At 67.0% G+C, this 16,712-nt stretch carries 15 protein-coding genes; 10 read left to right on the top strand and 5 right to left on the bottom strand.

All coding sequences use genetic code 11. The features are described 5' to 3' along the window. The first annotated feature begins 105 nt into the window (after positions 1–105). Together HMPREF3113_RS10615 and groL are read left to right on the top strand one after the other, a co-directional pair. Positions 106–393 (top strand): co-chaperone GroES, encoded by a 288-nt coding sequence (locus HMPREF3113_RS10615; RefSeq protein WP_019183551.1) that lies wholly within the window; start codon positions 106–108, stop codon positions 391–393. A gap of 91 nt (positions 394–484) precedes the next feature. Then, positions 485–2,134 carry a chaperonin GroEL gene (gene groL, locus HMPREF3113_RS10610; RefSeq protein ID WP_019183552.1) on the top strand — a complete coding sequence of 550 codons (1,650 nt, stop codon included), beginning with the start codon at positions 485–487 and terminating at the stop codon, positions 2,132–2,134. A gap of 96 nt (positions 2,135–2,230) precedes the next feature. Here groL and HMPREF3113_RS10605 read toward each other — a convergent pair whose 3' ends face one another. Further along, positions 2,231–3,130, bottom strand: a complete 900-nt coding sequence (locus HMPREF3113_RS10605; protein WP_070472167.1) for a LysR substrate-binding domain-containing protein — start codon at positions 3,128–3,130, stop codon at positions 2,231–2,233. A 166-nt stretch (positions 3,131–3,296) separates the two neighbouring features. On the opposite strand from HMPREF3113_RS10605, the gene HMPREF3113_RS10600 reads away from it, so the two are divergent. Both HMPREF3113_RS10600 and HMPREF3113_RS10595 read left to right on the top strand, forming a co-directional pair. Then, positions 3,297–3,932, top strand: coding sequence for a glutathione S-transferase family protein (locus HMPREF3113_RS10600; protein ID WP_070472164.1), 636 nt, complete (start codon positions 3,297–3,299; stop codon positions 3,930–3,932). 16 nt (positions 3,933–3,948) lie between these two features. Then, positions 3,949–4,998: an LLM class oxidoreductase gene (locus HMPREF3113_RS10595; RefSeq protein ID WP_217628704.1), complete on the top strand. Its 1,050-nt coding sequence runs from the start codon at positions 3,949–3,951 to the stop codon at positions 4,996–4,998. Between the two features lie 41 nt (positions 4,999–5,039). Here the strand turns inward: HMPREF3113_RS10595 and HMPREF3113_RS10590 are convergent, their stop codons facing one another. Beyond that, positions 5,040–5,324, bottom strand: a complete 285-nt coding sequence (locus HMPREF3113_RS10590) for a hypothetical protein (protein WP_070472161.1) — start codon at positions 5,322–5,324, stop codon at positions 5,040–5,042. Between the two features lie 130 nt (positions 5,325–5,454). Between HMPREF3113_RS10590 and HMPREF3113_RS10585 the strand changes: the two genes are divergently transcribed. From HMPREF3113_RS10585 to HMPREF3113_RS10560, 6 genes are all read left to right on the top strand, one after another. Continuing rightward, positions 5,455–5,949: a MarR family winged helix-turn-helix transcriptional regulator gene (locus HMPREF3113_RS10585; RefSeq protein WP_070472158.1), complete on the top strand. Its 495-nt coding sequence runs from the start codon at positions 5,455–5,457 to the stop codon at positions 5,947–5,949. Then, entirely contained in the window at positions 5,946–6,686 is a 741-nt protein-coding gene (locus tag HMPREF3113_RS10580; RefSeq protein ID WP_070472155.1) for a DNA alkylation repair protein, read from the top strand. Before HMPREF3113_RS10585 ends, HMPREF3113_RS10580 begins: the two co-directional genes overlap by 4 nt. Positions 6,687–6,700: 14 nt before the next feature. Continuing rightward, complete coding sequence (locus HMPREF3113_RS10575; RefSeq protein ID WP_019183559.1) at positions 6,701–7,048, top strand: DUF6616 family protein; 348 nt, start codon at positions 6,701–6,703, stop codon at positions 7,046–7,048. A gap of 272 nt (positions 7,049–7,320) precedes the next feature. Next, entirely contained in the window at positions 7,321–8,394 is a 1,074-nt protein-coding gene (aroG, locus tag HMPREF3113_RS10570; protein ID WP_070472152.1) for a 3-deoxy-7-phosphoheptulonate synthase AroG, read from the top strand. Positions 8,395–8,573: 179 nt separating this feature from the next. Continuing rightward, on the top strand, positions 8,574–8,843 hold the full coding sequence (locus HMPREF3113_RS10565; protein ID WP_070426052.1) for a type II toxin-antitoxin system TacA family antitoxin: 270 nt from the start codon (positions 8,574–8,576) through the stop codon (positions 8,841–8,843). A 3-nt stretch (positions 8,844–8,846) separates the two neighbouring features. After that, on the top strand, positions 8,847–9,323 hold the full coding sequence (locus HMPREF3113_RS10560; RefSeq protein WP_070472148.1) for a GNAT family N-acetyltransferase: 477 nt from the start codon (positions 8,847–8,849) through the stop codon (positions 9,321–9,323). A 15-nt stretch (positions 9,324–9,338) separates the two neighbouring features. Here the strand turns inward: HMPREF3113_RS10560 and HMPREF3113_RS10555 are convergent, their stop codons facing one another. From HMPREF3113_RS10555 to HMPREF3113_RS10545, 3 genes are read right to left on the bottom strand one after another with little or no spacing between them, the layout of a single operon-like run. Next, positions 9,339–12,404, bottom strand: a complete 3,066-nt coding sequence (locus tag HMPREF3113_RS10555; protein WP_070472146.1) for an efflux RND transporter permease subunit — start codon at positions 12,402–12,404, stop codon at positions 9,339–9,341. After that, positions 12,401–15,508 carry an MdtB/MuxB family multidrug efflux RND transporter permease subunit gene (locus tag HMPREF3113_RS10550; protein ID WP_070472143.1) on the bottom strand — a complete coding sequence of 1,036 codons (3,108 nt, stop codon included), beginning with the start codon at positions 15,506–15,508 and terminating at the stop codon, positions 12,401–12,403. Before HMPREF3113_RS10550 ends, HMPREF3113_RS10555 begins: the two co-directional genes overlap by 4 nt. Further along, positions 15,505–16,671: an MdtA/MuxA family multidrug efflux RND transporter periplasmic adaptor subunit gene (locus HMPREF3113_RS10545; RefSeq protein WP_070472140.1), complete on the bottom strand. Its 1,167-nt coding sequence runs from the start codon at positions 16,669–16,671 to the stop codon at positions 15,505–15,507. The genes HMPREF3113_RS10550 and HMPREF3113_RS10545 overlap by 4 nt, the downstream gene beginning before the upstream one ends. Between the last annotated feature and the right edge of the window lie 41 nt (positions 16,672–16,712).

Raw genomic sequence — 16,712 nt, 5'->3', positions numbered from 1 at the left:
CCCGCACCGTCGGGTTTTTTCGTGAGCGTGGCTGGCAGTCGCCCTGTGCGAGTGCTAACATCGCCAGACTTTCCTAGACCAATCAACAACTTAAAAGGGTCTCACATGAGCATCAAGCCGCTTCATGACCGCGTCGTAGTCAAGCCGATCGAAGCCGACGAAATCTCGTCCGGCGGCATCGTGATCCCGGATTCCGCCAAGGAAAAGTCGACCAAGGGTGAAGTCGTGGCCGTCGGCCCGGGCAAGCCCCTGGACAACGGCAGCGTGCGCGCGCCGTCGCTGAAGGTCGGTGACAAGGTCATCTACGGCCAGTACGCCGGCAGCAGCTACAAGTCCGAAGGCGTCGAGTTCAAGGTCCTGCGCGAAGACGACATCCTCGCCATCGTCGGCTGAGTGATGCGGCCGGCCCCGTGCCGGCGCTTCCGCACTTCCTCCCGTTCAAGCAGCCGGGCATTGCCCGGCTCTACATAAAAAGGTAATCGCAATGGCTGCCAAAGATATTCGTTTCGGTGAAGACGCTCGCGCCCGCATGGTTCGCGGCGTCAACGTTCTCGCCAATGCCGTCAAGGCTACCCTGGGCCCGAAGGGCCGCAACGTCGTGCTCGAAAAGAGCTTCGGCGCGCCGACCATCACCAAGGACGGCGTCTCTGTCGCCAAGGAAATCGAACTGGCTGACAAGTTCGAGAACATGGGCGCGCAGATGGTGAAGGAAGTCGCGTCGCGCACCAACGATGACGCCGGCGACGGCACCACCACTGCCACCGTGCTGGCCCAGGCCCTGATCCGCGAAGGCGCCAAGGCCGTTGCTGCCGGCATGAACCCGATGGACCTCAAGCGCGGTATCGACAAGGCCGTGATCGCCGCCGTCGCCGAGCTGAAGAACATCTCCAAGCCGACCGCTGACGACAAGGCCATTGCCCAGGTCGGCACGATCTCGGCCAACTCGGACGAGTCGATCGGCAACATCATCGCCGAAGCGATGCGCCGCGTGACCAAGGAAGGCGTCATCACCGTTGAAGAAGGCTCGGGCCTGGACAACGAGCTGGACGTCGTCGAAGGCATGCAGTTCGACCGTGGCTACCTGTCCCCGTACTTCATCAACAACCAGCAGTCGCAGACCGCTGACCTGGATGATCCGTACGTGCTGCTGCACGACAAGAAGATCTCCAACGTGCGCGACCTGCTGCCCGTGCTGGAAGGCGTCGCCAAGGCCGGCAAGCCGCTGCTGATCATCGCCGAAGACATCGAAGGCGAAGCGCTGGCGACCCTGGTGGTCAACACCATCCGTGGCATCGTCAAGGTCGTGGCCGTCAAGGCACCGGGCTTCGGCGATCGTCGCAAGGCGATGCTGGAAGACATGGCCGTGCTGACCGGCGGCACCGTGATCTCCGAGGAAATCGGTCTGTCGCTGGAAAAGGCGACGATCAAGGACCTGGGCCGCGCCAAGAAGGTGCAGGTCTCCAAGGAAAACACCACGATCATCGATGGCGCCGGCGAGAAGGCCAACATCGAAGCGCGTGTCACCCAGATCAAGACCCAGATCGAAGACACCTCGTCCGATTACGACCGTGAAAAGCTGCAGGAACGCGTGGCCAAGCTGGCCGGCGGCGTTGCCGTGATCAAGGTCGGTGCCTCGACCGAAATCGAAATGAAGGAAAAGAAGGATCGCGTCGACGACGCCCTGCACGCGACCCGTGCAGCCGTTGAAGAAGGCGTGGTCCCGGGCGGCGGCGTTGCCCTGGTCCGTGCGGTCACCGCGCTGAGCGGCCTGAAGGGTGCCAACGAAGACCAGAACCACGGCATCCAGATCGCCCTGCGCGCGATGGAAGCCCCGCTGCGCGAAATCGTGGCCAATGCCGGCGAAGAGCCGTCCGTGATCGTCAACAAGGTCAAGGAAGGCACCGGCAGCTTCGGCTACAACGCCGCCACCGGCGAGTTCGGCGACATGCTGGAATTCGGCATCCTGGACCCGACCAAGGTCACCCGTTCGGCGCTGCAGAATGCTGCCTCGATCGCTGGCCTGATGATCACCACCGAAGCGATGGTTGCCGAAGCCCCGAAGAAGGATGACGGCGCTGGCGCAGCTGGCGGCGGCATGGGCGGTATGGGTGGCATGGGCGGCATGGACTTCTGATGTAGAGGCCGGCCATCGGTCGGCACCTGCCATCCGCCACCGCAGTACGAAAAACCCCGCCGGAAGGCGGGGTTTTTTTGTGCGCGCATCACGGGCTCACAGCGCGCTGGTCGGCGCCTGGATCTCATCCTCCAGCCAGCGCAGGAATGCCGCGATGGCCGGGGTCTCCTCGGCGCCGGGCAGGGTGACGGCGTAGTACGCAAACCGCGTCGGCCACGGCTGATCCAGTACGACGGCCAGCCGTCCGCTGGCGACTTCGGATTCCACATACAGGTCACGCACCAGCGCGATGCCCTGGCCCGCTTCTGCGGCGCGGATCAGCAACACGTCATCATCGAACGCCGGGCCACGTTCGATGCGCGGATCGGATGGCAGGCCGAGCGCGCGGAGCCACAGCGACCAGTCACTGCGGTCTGAATCCTGCAGCAGCGGGTACTGCAGGCAGTCCACCGCCGAGTGGATGGGTGGACCGTCGGCGAGCAGTGCCGGGCAGGCCACCGGCAACAGCACCGGCGCCGCCAGCGGGCGTGAGACCAGGCCGGGATACTCGCCGAGACCGTGGCGGATGGCGATGTCGATGCGATCGCGACGCAGATTCGCCAGCGCCGATGAGGCCTCCACACGCACTTCGATCGCCGGGTGGCGTTCGGTGAACCGGCCCAGCCGTGGCACCAGCCAAGAGGCGGCGAAGCTGGGCACGGTGCTGAGGGTGAGGGTCTGCCGCGCGTGGATGGCGTCCAGCGTGGCCATGCTGTCCTGGATCTGATCGAACGCGCGCAGCAGGGCAGGGTGCACCTGTGTGCCGGCCGGGGTCAGTGCGACCCCGTGAGGGGTGCGGGTGAACAGCACAACGCCGGTGCGTGCCTGCAGCAGTTTGAGCTGCTGGCTGATCGCCCCCGGCGTGACCCCCATGACCGCAGCAGCGGCCTTGAGGCTGCCATGACGACCGGTTTCGACGAAGGCGCGCAGTGCGAGCAGGGGAAGGACGGCGCTCATGACCTTAGATTTTCTCTCTTGGCAGTGCAGGAAGAATCGTTCTACAGAGCGCGTTGGCCTGCGTAGCATCGTGATCATGTTGAATCGATGTCGTTTAGTCCAGCTGCATTGATCCAGCCCTGCTACGCGACCCCCGCCCGCTGTTCCGCCTGCCAAGGAGACCGCTGTGTCCCCCGTTTCGCTGCACCTGTACACCGACAGCTCGCCCAACGGCTTCAAGATCACCATCGCGCTGGAAGAACTCGGCCTCCCTTACGTACTGCATCACGTGCGCATCGACGAAGGTGAGCACCGCCATCCCGATTTCCTGCAACTGCATCCGCATGGCCGCATTCCGGTGCTGGTCGACGAGGCGACGGGTATCACCGTGTTCGAATCCGCCGCCATCCTGCTGTATCTGGCCGAGCAGAGCGGACGGCTGTTGCCCGACGCGCCACGCTCGCGCTCGGAGGCCATCACCTGGTTGATGTTCCACTCGGCCAGCGTCGGGCCGATCCTTGGGCAGCGCGTGCACTTCGAGATGTTCGCCGACGCGCCCTACGCACCCGCCATCGAACGCTACCGGCGCCTGAGCGCCGAGTTCTTCGCCACCCTGGACCAGCGCCTCACAGGCCGCTCATGGCTGGCAGGCGAGGCGTACTCCATCGCCGATATCGCCGGCTATGGCTGGACCCATATCGCCCGGCTCATCGGCTTCGATTTCAGCGCCTACCCGCACCTGAGTGCGTGGCACGCGCGCATGTCGCAGCGGCCCGCCGTACAGCGTGGGGTGCTGCTCCCCGAACCGGCCACCGGCCCCTGACCCAGGAACGACCACGATGACCCTGTTGACTGATATCACCCCGATGCAGGCGCCACTGACCGGCGCATCCGCACCGACGTTCGCCCGCCATGCCGGTTACCAGCGCATGTTCCGCGAGGGGGCGCTGACGCTGGGTGTGTTCCTGCCCCTGCGCTTCTATCAAGGCGACATGCAGGTGCTGGCCGGGCAGGCGGATCTGGTGAGCCAGCTCGACCGTGACGGCTTCGCTGCGGCCTGGGTGCGCGATGTGCCGCTGTTCGATCCTCTGTTCGGCGATGCCGGGCAGGTGTTCGATCCGTTTACCTATCTGGCCTTCCTGGCGGCACGCACGAAGCGGCTGGCGCTGGCCACGGGCAGTGCGATCTTCTCGCTGCGCCACCCGATCGATCTGGCCAAGTCGGCCACCACCATCGACCAGCTGTCCGGTGGGCGCCTGGTGCTGGGCATCGCCTCCGGCGATCGTCCGGTCGAGTTCCCCGCGTACGGTCTGGAGCATGCCGACCGCGGCCACCGCTTCGCCGATTCGGTGCTGTACGTCAGGCAGCTGATGCAGCACGGTCCCTTGCATATCGACTCGCCACTGGGCGCGCTGCAGGGCGTAGAGCTGTTGCCCAAGCCGGTGGCCGGGGCGATTCCCCTGCTGGTGACCGGCACCTCGCGCCAGACACTGGACTGGGTCGGGCAGCATGCCGATGGTTGGCTGACCTATCCCGAGGCAACCCATCACGCGGGCGGACCGCGGCGCCTGGCCGACAAGATCCAGGCATGGCGCCGTCTCATCCCCGACGGTGGCTTCCGCCCGCATGTCACCAACGAATGGCTGGATCTGGTCGAGGACCCGAACCATCCCCGCACGCCGCTCAATAGCGGCTACACGCTGAGAACCGGCCGCAACGGATTGATCGATCTGCTGGGCGAGTGGCAGCGTGCCGGCGTGAACCATGCTGCGCTGGGCATCCAGTTCTCGCAGCGCCCGGCGGGCGAGGTGCTGCAGGAACTGGCCGAGTACGTACTGCCGTTGTTTCCTTCGCATGACGGGGCGCTGCCGGCCGGCACGCGCTGGTAGGCATGCCCTCCGCTCCGCCATGCGGGGCGGCGCGGCATGTGTCAGGCCGGAGAACGCCCCGCGCGCCGACGCTCGCGCCAAGCGAGGCCGAGATGCGCAAGCAGGAAGGACAGTGCGCCGCCCACCAATATTCCCTGCGCGTACGCCATGGGCAGCCATATCGCTGCCGCCGCGCCGAGCGCCATGCCGACCAGGCTGACGGCGGCGGCAACGCGTTGCCGCGCCAGGTGCTGCGCCTGCGCACGCTGACGTTGCTGGACGGCCTCGCGCTTGTCGTCCGGCCGCAGGATGGCCTCGGCGATCGCGTCAGCTTGGGAAGGGGTCATCTACGCATCCTTGTGGTTGATCCTGGCCCGGATCTTCGCCTGTCATCGGGGCGAGGTAAAGCGCGGCGGGGTGTCAGACAAGTCGCAGGAGCGGTATAATTAGCCGCCGTACTATTCCGGATCCGCCTGCATGCTGGAAATCAAACACCAGGCTTTCCTGACCGAACTGGCGCGACGTGGCCAGCCGGATACGGGGGAATTGGCGCTGTGTTTCCAGGTGCTGTCGCTGGCCAGCGCGATCGACCAGGACTGCGCGAGTCGTCTGGCACCGCTGGGCCTGAGCGAAGGGCGTTTCGTGCTCCTGTTCCTGCTGCGCGGTGCGGATACGGCCTTGTCGCCCCACCAATTGGCCGAGCGCGCCGGCGTCACCCGTGCCACCGTTACCGGCCTGCTGGATGGCCTGGAGCGCGAACACCTGGTGAGCCGCCACAGTGATCCGGATGACAAACGCCGCATCCATGTACGGCTGACCCCGGCGGGTCAGGCACTCGCTGCGCAACTGTTCGACCAGCAGACCGACTGGATCGCCTCGCTGTTCGCCGACATCAGCCCCAGGGAACGGCGCACGCTTAGCACGCTGTTGCAACGCGTGTGGTCGCGCACTGACGCAGGACGTGCCGCATGAAACCGCCCGTCACCCGCGAGCGACGCGGACAGCTGGACCGCGGTGAAGCCGAAGCCACGCATCTGACCGAAGTGCTGGCCGTCGATTTCGCCAAGCTGATGGCCAATGTCGCCCCTGATTTGCCCGCGTCGGCGATCACCCCGATGCGCAACGCTGCCAAGCGCGGCATCACCCTGCGCATGCAGGGCGCCGCCACGCTGCTGCGCGTGCACGGACACGGCGATCACGCGCGGTGGTCGCGCCATGCCAGTGACACGGTACGTGGCTGGGCCTGCTATCTGATTGGTAGCGACCCGGGGTTGTCACTGGAGCACAAGCTGGATGCGCTGCGCGCGCTGGCCGATGACGCACACTTCGGCGTGCGCGAGTGGGCGTGGCTGGCCGTGCGTCCGCATATCGTGTCCGAACCGCTGCGGGTGCTCACGCACGTGCACGGCTGGACCACCGACGCCTCGCCCAACGTGCGCCGCTTCGCCTGCGAAGCGCTGCGACCGCGGGGTGTTTGGGCAGCCCACATCGCGCTGTTCAAGCAGGAACCACAGCACGCCCTGCCGCTGCTGCAGGCGCTGTGCTGCGATGCCTCGCGCTACGTGCAGGATTCGGTCGGCAACTGGCTGAACGATGCGGGCAAAAGCCAGCCTGACTGGGTCCGCGCGCTGTGCAGCGAATGGCAGCAGCACCACGCCGATGATCCGGCCAACACCTATATCCGCAAGCGCGCACTGCGCTCGCTCTGACCTCAAGGAATGCCATGTCGCACATGTTGATCGAGCTCTACACCGCCACCCCCGCCTGGACCGCGCTGGACCCGGTGTCGCGCGGGGCGTTCTTCGCCCGCATCGGCGCCGGCATGCAGCACGTGGATCCGGCCCGCATCACGCCGGTGGCGATGGGCCGCATCGAACAGGACGTTCCGCACACCACGGCCGAGCAGTTCTATGCGGTGTGGCAGTGCGCCGAACGGCTCGATGCCGATGCCTTGCTGGCCGCGATCGGCGCTACCGGGTGGCACGAGTACTTCACCACGACGCACGCGGTGGGGGCAGCAGGCACGCTGCAGCAGCACCTGGCCGAGCTGGCGGCGTTGCCGCGGGGGTGAGCGCACCGCTCGCGGGGAGGGGCCTGAACCGATGCCGCAGTTGCGAATGAAACAGTTGGCACCTCCAAACCCCTGTGTTATCAATACTCCCCAATGAACGCACGCCCCGCCAATTCCTACTTTTGGTATTACTTTCCGAAGCCACCGGCGGAGGAAGGCATGCGCTCACCCTGAAGAAACCTTCAGACGCATTCCCGAAAGCCGCCAGCGCACCTGGCGGCTTTTTTGTTGCCGCCGCGCTGGGGACCCCCACTTCCAAGGAGTTTTCCCCCATGCCCCCGCACACCGATGACCTGCGCATCCGCAAGATCGAACCGTTGACCCCGCCGGCCCAGCTGCTGGCCATGCTGCCCTGCGACGATGAAGCCTCCGATACGGTCAGCGCCTCGCGCACGGCCCTGCACGAGATCCTGCACGGCCGCGATGACCGCCTGGCGGTAGTGATCGGCCCGTGCTCGATCCATGACCCGGTGGCCGCCATCGAATACGCTCAGCGCCTCAAGCCGCTGCGCGATGCCTACGCCGACGAGCTGGAAATCGTCATGCGCGTGTACTTCGAGAAGCCCCGCACCACGGTGGGCTGGAAGGGCCTGATCAACGATCCGGACCTGGACGGCAGCTTCAACATCAACAAGGGCCTGCGCGTGGCGCGCGGTCTGCTGCGCGACATCAACAAGCTCGGCCTGCCGGCCGGCGTTGAATTCCTCGACGTGATCTCGCCGCAGTACATCGCCGACCTGGTCGCCTGGGGCGCGATCGGCGCGCGGACCACCGAAAGCCAGGTGCATCGCGAACTGGCATCGGGATTGTCGTGCCCGGTCGGGTTCAAGAACGGCACCGACGGCAACATCAAGATCGCTGCCGATGCGATTGGTGCGGCCTCCAACCCGCATCACTTCCTGTCGGTGACCAAGGAAGGCGGCACCGCCATCGTGGCCACCGCCGGCAACCCGGACTGTCACGTGATCCTGCGCGGCGGCAAGACGCCGAACTACGATGCCGACCACGTGGAAGCGACCAGCCAGACGCTGGCCAAGTCGCACCTGGCCGCACGCATCATGATCGATGCCAGCCACGCCAACAGCAGCAAGAATCCGGAGAACCAGCCCAAGGTCATCGCCGACATCAACGCGCAGCTGGCCAATGGCGAAGAGCGCATCGTCGGCGTCATGGTGGAGAGTCATCTGGTGGCCGGCCGGCAGGACCTGGTGGACGGCCAGCCGCTGACCTACGGCCAGAGCATCACCGATGGCTGCATCGGCTGGGACAGCTCGCTGGCGGTGCTGGAGAGCCTTGCCGAGGCAGTGCGGGCACGGCGGGCGGCGCGGATCAGCGAGGCGGCGTAACGGGTGGGGGCGCCCCCATTCGCGGGGCGCTCAGGCCTACGGTTTTCCGGGGAAACTCCCGATTTTCCATGGAGAGCCAACGGATTACCCTTGCCTTACGATCTGAGAAGAGGGGGGAGCCGTTGAGCGATCATCCAGGTGTGTGTACATTGTATGCACAGACCTCCGGAGCGCCTCCCGTGGCCCTCGCCAGCAAAGTCATCAACTTCCGGGCGCCCGCCGACAAGCAGGCGCTGATCGACCGCGCCGTTGAGGTTACCGGGGTGAGCCGAACCGAGTTCATTCTGGATGCTGCCTGTGAGAAGGCGCGGGAGGTACTCGCGGACCAGACACAGTTCTCCCTGGATCCTCAGCAGCTGCGACGCTTTAATGCGTTGCTGGATGCACCGCTGGAAAACAACGCGGCCATCAGGAAACTGTTGAGCACGCCTGCACCCTGGGAGCGCTGAGCGTTGCGGTTGTCTGTGCCGCATGCGCTGGCTCAAGCGCATCGGTTGGAGCAGTTTCGATGCAGCGCGGCGGAGCTGACCTCGTGGTTGATGGAGCGTGCCCACCAGAACCAGGCATCGGGGGCATCGCGGTGTTTTGTTGTATGTGATGCGCAACACAATGTGGTGGGCTATTACGCGCTCGCTGCCGGCGGCGTTTCGCACCAGCTGGTTCCCGGTCGCCTTCGCCGGAACATGCCGCACCCCATTCCGGTCATCGTGCTGTGCAGGTTGGCCGTCCATGCCGACTGGGTCGGCCAGGGTGTCGGCGCGGGACTGCTGAAAGACGCTGTGCAACGCACGATGCAGGTCTGCGGGCACATCGGCGCGCGCGCCTTGTTGTGTCATGCGTTCGACGACACTGCCAAAGCGTTCTATCTCAAGCATGGCTTCATCGCGTCGCCGATGGATGGCAGGACGATGATGTTGCCTGTTGCATAGCGCGCCCGTTGATGATCACGCGGCGCGCCGCAGCTTCGCCAACGCCAGATAGATCGCCGGCGTGGTGTACAGGGTCAGCCACTGGCTGACCAGCAGGCCGCCCACGATCGCGATGCCCAGCGGCTGGCGCATCTCCCAGCCTTCGCCGGTGGCCAGCATCAGCGGCAGCGTGCCCAGCAACGCGGCAACGCTGGTCATCAGGATCGGGCGGAACCGCAGTCGTGCCGCCTCGCAGATCGCCTCGTAGGACGACAGGCCGCGCTCGCGTTCGGCCGACAGCGCGAAGTCGATGATCAGGATGGTGTTCTTCATCACCACGCCCACCAGCAGGAACAGGCCGAGCAGCGAGATCAGGTTCAGCTCGTTGCCGAAGGCCATCAGCGCCAGCAACGCGCCTACGCCGGCCGAGGGCAGGGTGGAGAGGATCGCCAGCGGCTGCACGAAACTTTCGTACAGCACGCCCAGCACCAGATACACCGCCAGCATCGCGCCGAGGATCAGCCACAGCTGGCGCTCGCGCAGTTTCTCGAAGCCACCGGCCTCGCCGCTGAGCCGCGCCTGCACATGGGTGGGCAGCATGATCCTGGCCATGGCCTGGTCCACCGCTTTCACCGCCTGGTCCAGAGTGACGCCGGGCGCCAGCGCGAACTCGATCCAGACCGAGGCGAACTGCTGGCTGTGATAGATCCGGTCCGGCGCCATGCCGTACTCCCACCGCGCGATGGACGACAACGGCAGGCGCTGGCCGTCCTTGCCGATCACATGGATCTGCTCCAGCGTGGAAGGATCCTGGGTGTAGCGCGGGTCCAGCTCCATCACCACGCGGTACTGGTTGAGCGTGTCGTACAGCGTGGCAACCTGGCGTTGGCTGAAGGCATTGTTGAGCACGGAAGCGATCATGCGCATGTCCACGCCCAGGCGGGCGGCGGCATCGCGGTCGATGTCGAGCACCACCTGCCGCATGCCTTCATCGCCCTTGGATTCCACGTCGACCAGCTCGGGCAGGGCGCGCAGCGCATCGGCCACCCTGGGCGTCCACTGCCGCAGCGGTTCCAGCTCGCCGGAGAGCAGCTGGAACTCGTACTGGCCGCTGTCGCCGCTGCCTTCCAGCTTGATGTCCTGGTCCACCCACAGGAACATGCCGCCGCCCGGAATCTTCGGCATGTTGGCGCGCAGGCGGTCGATCACCTGCTGGCTGGAGACCTTGCGCTCGGCCAGCGGCTTCATCTTGATCATGATGAAGGCGTTGTTGACCCCGCTGCGGCCGCCGATGTACCCGATGATGTCGCTGATCGCCGGGTCGGCCAGCAGCAGCTTGCGGTAGGCCTCGATCTTGGGCTGCATCACCTGGAACGAGAGGCCGTCGTCGCCGCGCGCGAAGCCACGCAGCTGCGCGGTGTCCTGCTTGGGCACGATGCCCTTGGGCACCTGTTGGAACAGCCACACGTTCAGTGCGATCACACCGGCGAGCAGCAGCAGCGGCAGCGCGAGCCAGCGCAGCATTGTCTGCAGGCTGCCCACATAGGCGCCGCGCAGACGCTCGAACAGCGCGGTGCCGGCGCGCTGCAGGCCATTGCCGGGGCCGGGCCGTGCCTGCCCGAGCAGGCGCGCGCACAGCATCGGGGTCAGGCTCAGCGAAACCAGCAGCGAGACACCCATCGCCGCCACCAGGGTCAGCGAGAACTCGCGGAACAGCTTCTCGACGAAGTCATCCAGGAACAGGATCGAGATGAACACCACGGCCAGCGCGATGTTCATCGACAGCAGCGTGGCACCGACTTCCCCCGCGCCCCGCAGCGCGGCGGTCATCGGTGAGGCGCCTTCTTCGCGATGGCGGGCGATGTTCTCCAGCACCACGATGGCATCGTCCACCACCAGCACCGCGGCCACGATCAGCGCCATCAGCGAGAGCGTGTTGAGCGAGAACCCGAGCAGGGCGATGATCGCCAGCGCGCCCAGCAGCGAGACCGGGATGGCAACGGTCGGCACCAGCGCCGCGCGCCAGTGGCCGAGGAAGGCCAGCACCACCAGCACCACCAGGGCGATCGCCAGCAGCAACGTCAGCTCGGCCTCGCGCAGGGTGGCGCGGATCACCGGCGAACGGTCCATCACCACCTGCATGTCGATGTTGGCCGGCAGCAGCGCCTGCAGCGTGTCCATCTGTGCCTGGATGGCGTCGACGGTCTCGATGATGTTGGCCTCCGGCTGGCGGCTGACGATCAGCAGCACCGCCGGGCGCTCGTTGTGGAAGCCGCTGGCGTAGCGGTCTTCAACCCCTTCGCTGATCCCGGCCACGTCCTCCAGGTACACCGGGCGGCCATCGCGCATCGCCACGATCAGGCGGCGGTACTCGGCGGCGGTGCGCAGCTGCAGCGTCGCTTCCAGCTGCCACTGCTGGGCCTGGCTGGCGACGGTGCCCAGTGGCTTGAGTGCGTTGGCATTGCGGATCGCCGCGGCGATGTCGTCCAGCGCGATGCGGTGATGGTTGAGTGCATTGGGATCCAGCGAGACGCGCACCGCGGGCAGTGAGCTGCCGCCCACCTGCACCTCGCCGACGCCGGGAATCTGCGCCAGCTTCTGTGCGATCACGGTGGAGGCCACGTCGTAGATCTGGCCCGGCGCGAGGCTGTCCGAGCTCAGCGCCAGCGCCATGATCGGCGCCTGCGAGGGATTCACCTTGCGGTACTGGGGCATGCCCGGCATGCCGCTGGGCAGCTGCGCGCGCGCGGCATTGATCGCCGCCTGCACGTCGCGCGCGGCATCGTCCACGTTGCGGCCGAGCGCGAACTTGAGCTCGACCTGGGTCGAGCCCTGGGTGCTGGCCGAGTCGATCCCGGTCAATCCCGGGATGGTGCCCAGGGCACGCTCCAGCGGCGTGGCGACGTTGGCCGCCATCGATTCCGGACTCGCGCCCGGCAGGCTGGCACTGACGTTGATGGCCGGGTAGTCGACCTGCGGCAACGGCGCGACCGGCAGCAGGCGCAGCCCGAGCAGGCCGGCCAGCACCACCGCGACCGCGAGCAGCACGGTGGCGACGGGATGCCGGACGAACCAGCCGATCGCCCGCGACAGCGGACTCACGCCAGCGCCTCGTCAGCCCCGTCGGTCACCGGCGCCGGGCGCTGGCGGAAGCGGTCGAAGAACAGGTAGATCACCGGCGTGGTGAACAGGGTCAGCACCTGGCTGACGATCAGCCCACCGACCATCACCAGGCCCAGCGGCTGGCGCAGCTCCGCGCCCGAGCCACTGGCGAACATCAGCGGGATCGCGCCGAACAGCGCGGCCAGCGTGGTCATCAGGATCGGCCGGAAGCGCAGCAGCGCGGCCTGGTGGATCGCCTGGCGCGGCGCCATGCCGTGCTCGCGCTCGGCCTCCAGCGCGAAGTCGATCATCATGATCGCGTTCTTCTTGACCAGCCCGATCAGCAGCACGATGCCGATCACCGCGATCAGGTCCAGGCTGCGCCCGCTGACCAGCAACGCCAGCAACGCACCCACGGTGGCCGAGGGCAGGGTGGAGAGGATGGTGATCGGATGGATGAAGCTCTCATAGAGCACGCCCAGCACCAGGTACATCACCACCCCCGCGGCCAGCACCAGCCACAAGGTGCTCGACAGCGACGCGCGGAACGCATCGGCCGCGCCCTGCAGGCGCAGTTCGACGCTGGCCGGCAGGCCGATCGCGGCGCGGGCGCCTTCGATGGCCTCCACCGCTTCGCCCAGCGATGCCTCCGGGGCGAGGTTGAAGGAGAACGTCACCGCCGGGAACTGGCCGACATGGTTGATCAGCAGCTGCGCGGGGCGCTGTTCGATCCGTGCGATGCCGCCCAGCGGCACCTGCCGTCCGTCCGGACCGGTGACGTGCAGGCGCGCGATCGCATCCGGGCCGAAGGCCACGTCCGGGCGCGCTTCCAGCACCACGCGGTACTGGTTGGCCTGGGTGAAGATGGTCGAGATCTGGCGCTGCCCGAACGCGTCGTACAGCGCGTCGGCGATGGCCTCCACGCTGATCCCCAGGCGCGCGGCGGCGACCCGGTCGATCACCACGTGTGCCTGCAGCCCTTGGTTCTGCAGATCGCTCGCGACGTCGGCCAGTGCCGGTGCCTGCTGCAGATGCTCGAGCAGGCGCGGCGTCCACGTCTCCAGCTGCGCGATATCCGGGCTGGTCAGGGTGAACTGGTACTGGGTCCGGCTGATCCGGTCTTCGATGCCCAGCTCCTGCACCGGCTGCAGGTACAGCCTGATGCCCGGGACATGCGCCACGCGCTGCTGCAGCCGCGCGATGATCGCCTGCGCATCGGCAGCGCGCTGTGCGTGCGGTTTCAATTCGATCAGCAGGCGCCCGCTGTTGAGCGTGGCGTTGTTGCCGTCCACGCCGATGAACGAGGACAGGCTGGCCACGTCCTCATCCTCCAGCAACGCCGCCGACAACGCCTGCTGGCGCTGCGCCATCGCCTGGAAGGAGATCGACTGTGGCGCCTCGCTGATGCCCTGGATCAGCCCGGCATCCTGCACCGGGAAGAAGCCTTTGGGCACCCACACGTACAGCAGTGCCGTCAGTACGAGGGTGGCGACGGTGGCGGCCAGCATCAGCGGCTGGCGCTGCAGCACCCAGTGCAGCTGGCGATCGTAGACCGCCACGACGCGATCGAACGGGTCACCCTGCTGCGCCGATTCCTGCCCACCCGCGTCGCGGCGGGTGGCATGACCGGCCTTGAGCAGGCGCGCGCACATCATCGGCGTCAGCGTCAGCGAGACCAGCAGCGAGATGCCGATCGCCACCGCGAGCGTGATCGCAAACTCGTGGAACAGCTTGCCGACCACATCGGCCATGAACAGCAGCGGGATCAACACCGCGATCAACGACAGCGTCAGCGAGATCAGGGTGAAGCCGATCTGCCTGGCGCCCTTCAGTGCTGCCTGCATCGGCGTGGCACCGCGCTCCAGGTGGCGGGCGATGTTCTCCAGCATGACAATCGCATCGTCCACCACGAAGCCGGTGGCGATGGTCAGCGCCATCAGGGTGAGATTGTTGAGCGAGAAGCCGGCCAGCAGCATCACCCCGAAGGTGCCCACCAGCGACAGCGGGACCGCGATGCTGGGAATGATCGTGGCCGGGATGTTGCGCAGGAACACGAAGGTGACCATCACCACCAGCGCGATCGCGATGAGCAGCTCGTGCTGCACGCCGCGGATGGACGCGCGGATCGATTCGGTGCGATCGCTCAGGATGGTCACATCCACCCCGGCCGGCAGCGAGGCCTGCAGCTGCGGCAGCAGCGCCCGCACCTGGTCGACCACGGCGATCACGTTCGCGCCGGGCTGACGCTGGATGTTGATCAGCACCGCCGGGGTGGTGCCCGACCACGCGGCCAGCTGGCGGTTCTCGGCGCCATCCTCGATGGTGGCCACGTCGCCCAGGCGCAGCGGTGCGCCGTCCTTCCAGGCCAGGATCAGGGCGCGATACTCGGCCACCGAGCGCATCTGATCGTTGGCATCGAGCATGATCGCGCGGGTCGGCCCGTCGAAGCTGCCCTTGGGCATGTTGACGTTGGCCGTGCCGATCGCGGTGCGGATGCTGGCCATGCTCAGCCCGTTGGCGGCCAGCGCGGACGGATTGACCTGGATGCGGACCGCCGGGCGCTGCCCACCAGCGAGGCTGACCAGCCCGACCCCAGGCAGCTGCGAGAGCCGCTGCGCCATGCGGGTATCGACCAGATCGTGCACCTGCGGGAGCGAGAGGCCCTGCGAGGTCACTGCCAGGGTCAGGATCGGGGTGTCAGCCGGGTTGACCTTGCGGTACACCGGCGGCACCGGCAGATCGTCGGGCAGGAAGCTGTCGGCGGCGTTGATCGCGGCCTGCACTTCCTGCTCGGCCACGCCGAGCGCGACCTCCAGCGAGAACTGCAGGGTGATCACCGACGCGCCGCCGGAGCTGGTCGAGGACATCTGCTTCAGGCCGGGAATCTGCCCGAGTTGCCGTTCCAGCGGCGCGGTGACCGCGCTGGTGGTGACGTCCGGGCTGGCGCCGGGATACAGCGTGGTGATCTGGATGATCGGGTAATCGACCTGCGGCAGTGCCGCGACCGGCAGCAGGCGATAGGCCATCACGCCGGACAGCAGCAGCGCCACCATCAGCAGCGTGGTCGCGACCGGGCGCTCGATGAAGGGGCGCGAGAGGTTCATGCGCCGGTCCGCGGCGGGTCCTGCTCCACCACCTCGACCTTGGCGCCTTCGCGCAGGCCGTCGATGCCTTCCACCACCACGCGCTCGCCCGCCTTGAGGCCTTCGCGCACCGAGACGCGTTCGCCATCGGCCGGGCCGAGCACCACGGTGCGCAGCGACGAGGTGTCATCGGCCGCGATCACGTAGACGTAGCTGCCCTTGCTGCCGAACTGCACGGCGGCATTGGGAATCACCACCGCATCACTGCTGCTGACCTGCAGGCGCACGTTGACGAACTGGTTGGGGAACAACGATTCATCCGCGTTGGCGAACTGCGCGCGCAGTTTGAGCGTGCCGGTGGCGGTATCGATGCGGTTGTCCAGGCTGGAGAGCACGCCATCGCCCAGCGCGGTGCGCTCCTCGCGGTCCCAGGCTTCCACGGTGAGCTGTGGATTGGCACGGGCGGCGGCGACCACCGCCGGCAGGTCCGGCTCGGGCACGGTGAACAGCACGCTGATCGGCGTGGTCTGGGTGATCGTGGCCAGCGGTTCGGTATCGCCACTGCGCACCAGGTTGCCGACATCCACATTGCGCAGGCCCATGCGTCCGGCCACCGGCGCGGTAATGCGGGTGTACTGCAGCTGCAGGCGCGCTTCATCCACGGCCGCCTGGTCGGTCTGGCGACGGCCCTGCAGCTGGCGCACCTTGCTCTGCTGATCACTCAGGTCCTGCGCGGAGACGAAGTGCTTGGTCTGCAGTTCGGTGAAGCGCCTGAGCTGGCTCTCGGCGTTGTCCAGCTCGGCCAGGTTCTGCTGCTGGGTGCCCAGCGCACGCGACAGCTGTACCTGGAACGGGCGCGGGTCGATCTCGGCCAGCAGCTCGCCGGCGGTGACGTGCTGGCCTTCCGAGAACGCCAGCCGCAGCAGTTCGCCATCCACGCGGCTGCGCAGGCTCACCGTATGCAGCGGGGTCACCGTGCCGAGCGCCTTCAGGCGCACCACCAGGTCTTCCTGCGTCGCAGTGGCCACGCGCACCGGGGTCGGCTGTGGGCCACCGGCGGGGCTGGCGGCAGGCGCGGGCGAGAGCAGCTTCCCTGCGGCGATCGCGGCCAGGCCGACGGCGGCAGCGATCAACAGCGGTTTGGCGAAACGACGGCGAGACGAGGCGGGCGTTGAAGCGGACATACGCATCCTGCGCACCCTCCACCGGAGCAGTGCGTCCATGG

The sequence above is a fragment of the Stenotrophomonas sp. HMSC10F06 genome (genome assembly GCF_001807865.1).
GTDB lineage: Bacteria > Pseudomonadota > Gammaproteobacteria > Xanthomonadales > Xanthomonadaceae > Stenotrophomonas > Stenotrophomonas bentonitica_A.
The sequence above is the reverse complement of the archived record's forward strand: the minus strand, read 5'-3'. Positions and strand labels throughout refer to the sequence as shown.

Coding starts and splice junctions, on each gene's coding strand:
- HMPREF3113_RS10605 (WP_070472167.1), bottom strand. CDS start 3,130: ATGAGCGCCGTCCTTCCCCTGCTCGCACTGCGCGCCTTCGTCGAAACC.
- HMPREF3113_RS10595 (WP_217628704.1), top strand. CDS start 3,949: ATGACCCTGTTGACTGATATCACCCCGATGCAGGCGCCACTGACCGGC.
- HMPREF3113_RS10575 (WP_019183559.1), top strand. CDS start 6,701: ATGTCGCACATGTTGATCGAGCTCTACACCGCCACCCCCGCCTGGACC.
- groL (WP_019183552.1), top strand. CDS start 485: ATGGCTGCCAAAGATATTCGTTTCGGTGAAGACGCTCGCGCCCGCATG.
- HMPREF3113_RS10615 (WP_019183551.1), top strand. CDS start 106: ATGAGCATCAAGCCGCTTCATGACCGCGTCGTAGTCAAGCCGATCGAA.
- HMPREF3113_RS10545 (WP_070472140.1), bottom strand. CDS start 16,671: ATGTCCGCTTCAACGCCCGCCTCGTCTCGCCGTCGTTTCGCCAAACCG.
- HMPREF3113_RS10550 (WP_070472143.1), bottom strand. CDS start 15,508: ATGAACCTCTCGCGCCCCTTCATCGAGCGCCCGGTCGCGACCACGCTG.
- aroG (WP_070472152.1), top strand. CDS start 7,321: ATGCCCCCGCACACCGATGACCTGCGCATCCGCAAGATCGAACCGTTG.
- HMPREF3113_RS10580 (WP_070472155.1), top strand. CDS start 5,946: ATGAAACCGCCCGTCACCCGCGAGCGACGCGGACAGCTGGACCGCGGT.
- HMPREF3113_RS10585 (WP_070472158.1), top strand. CDS start 5,455: ATGCTGGAAATCAAACACCAGGCTTTCCTGACCGAACTGGCGCGACGT.
- HMPREF3113_RS10590 (WP_070472161.1), bottom strand. CDS start 5,324: ATGACCCCTTCCCAAGCTGACGCGATCGCCGAGGCCATCCTGCGGCCG.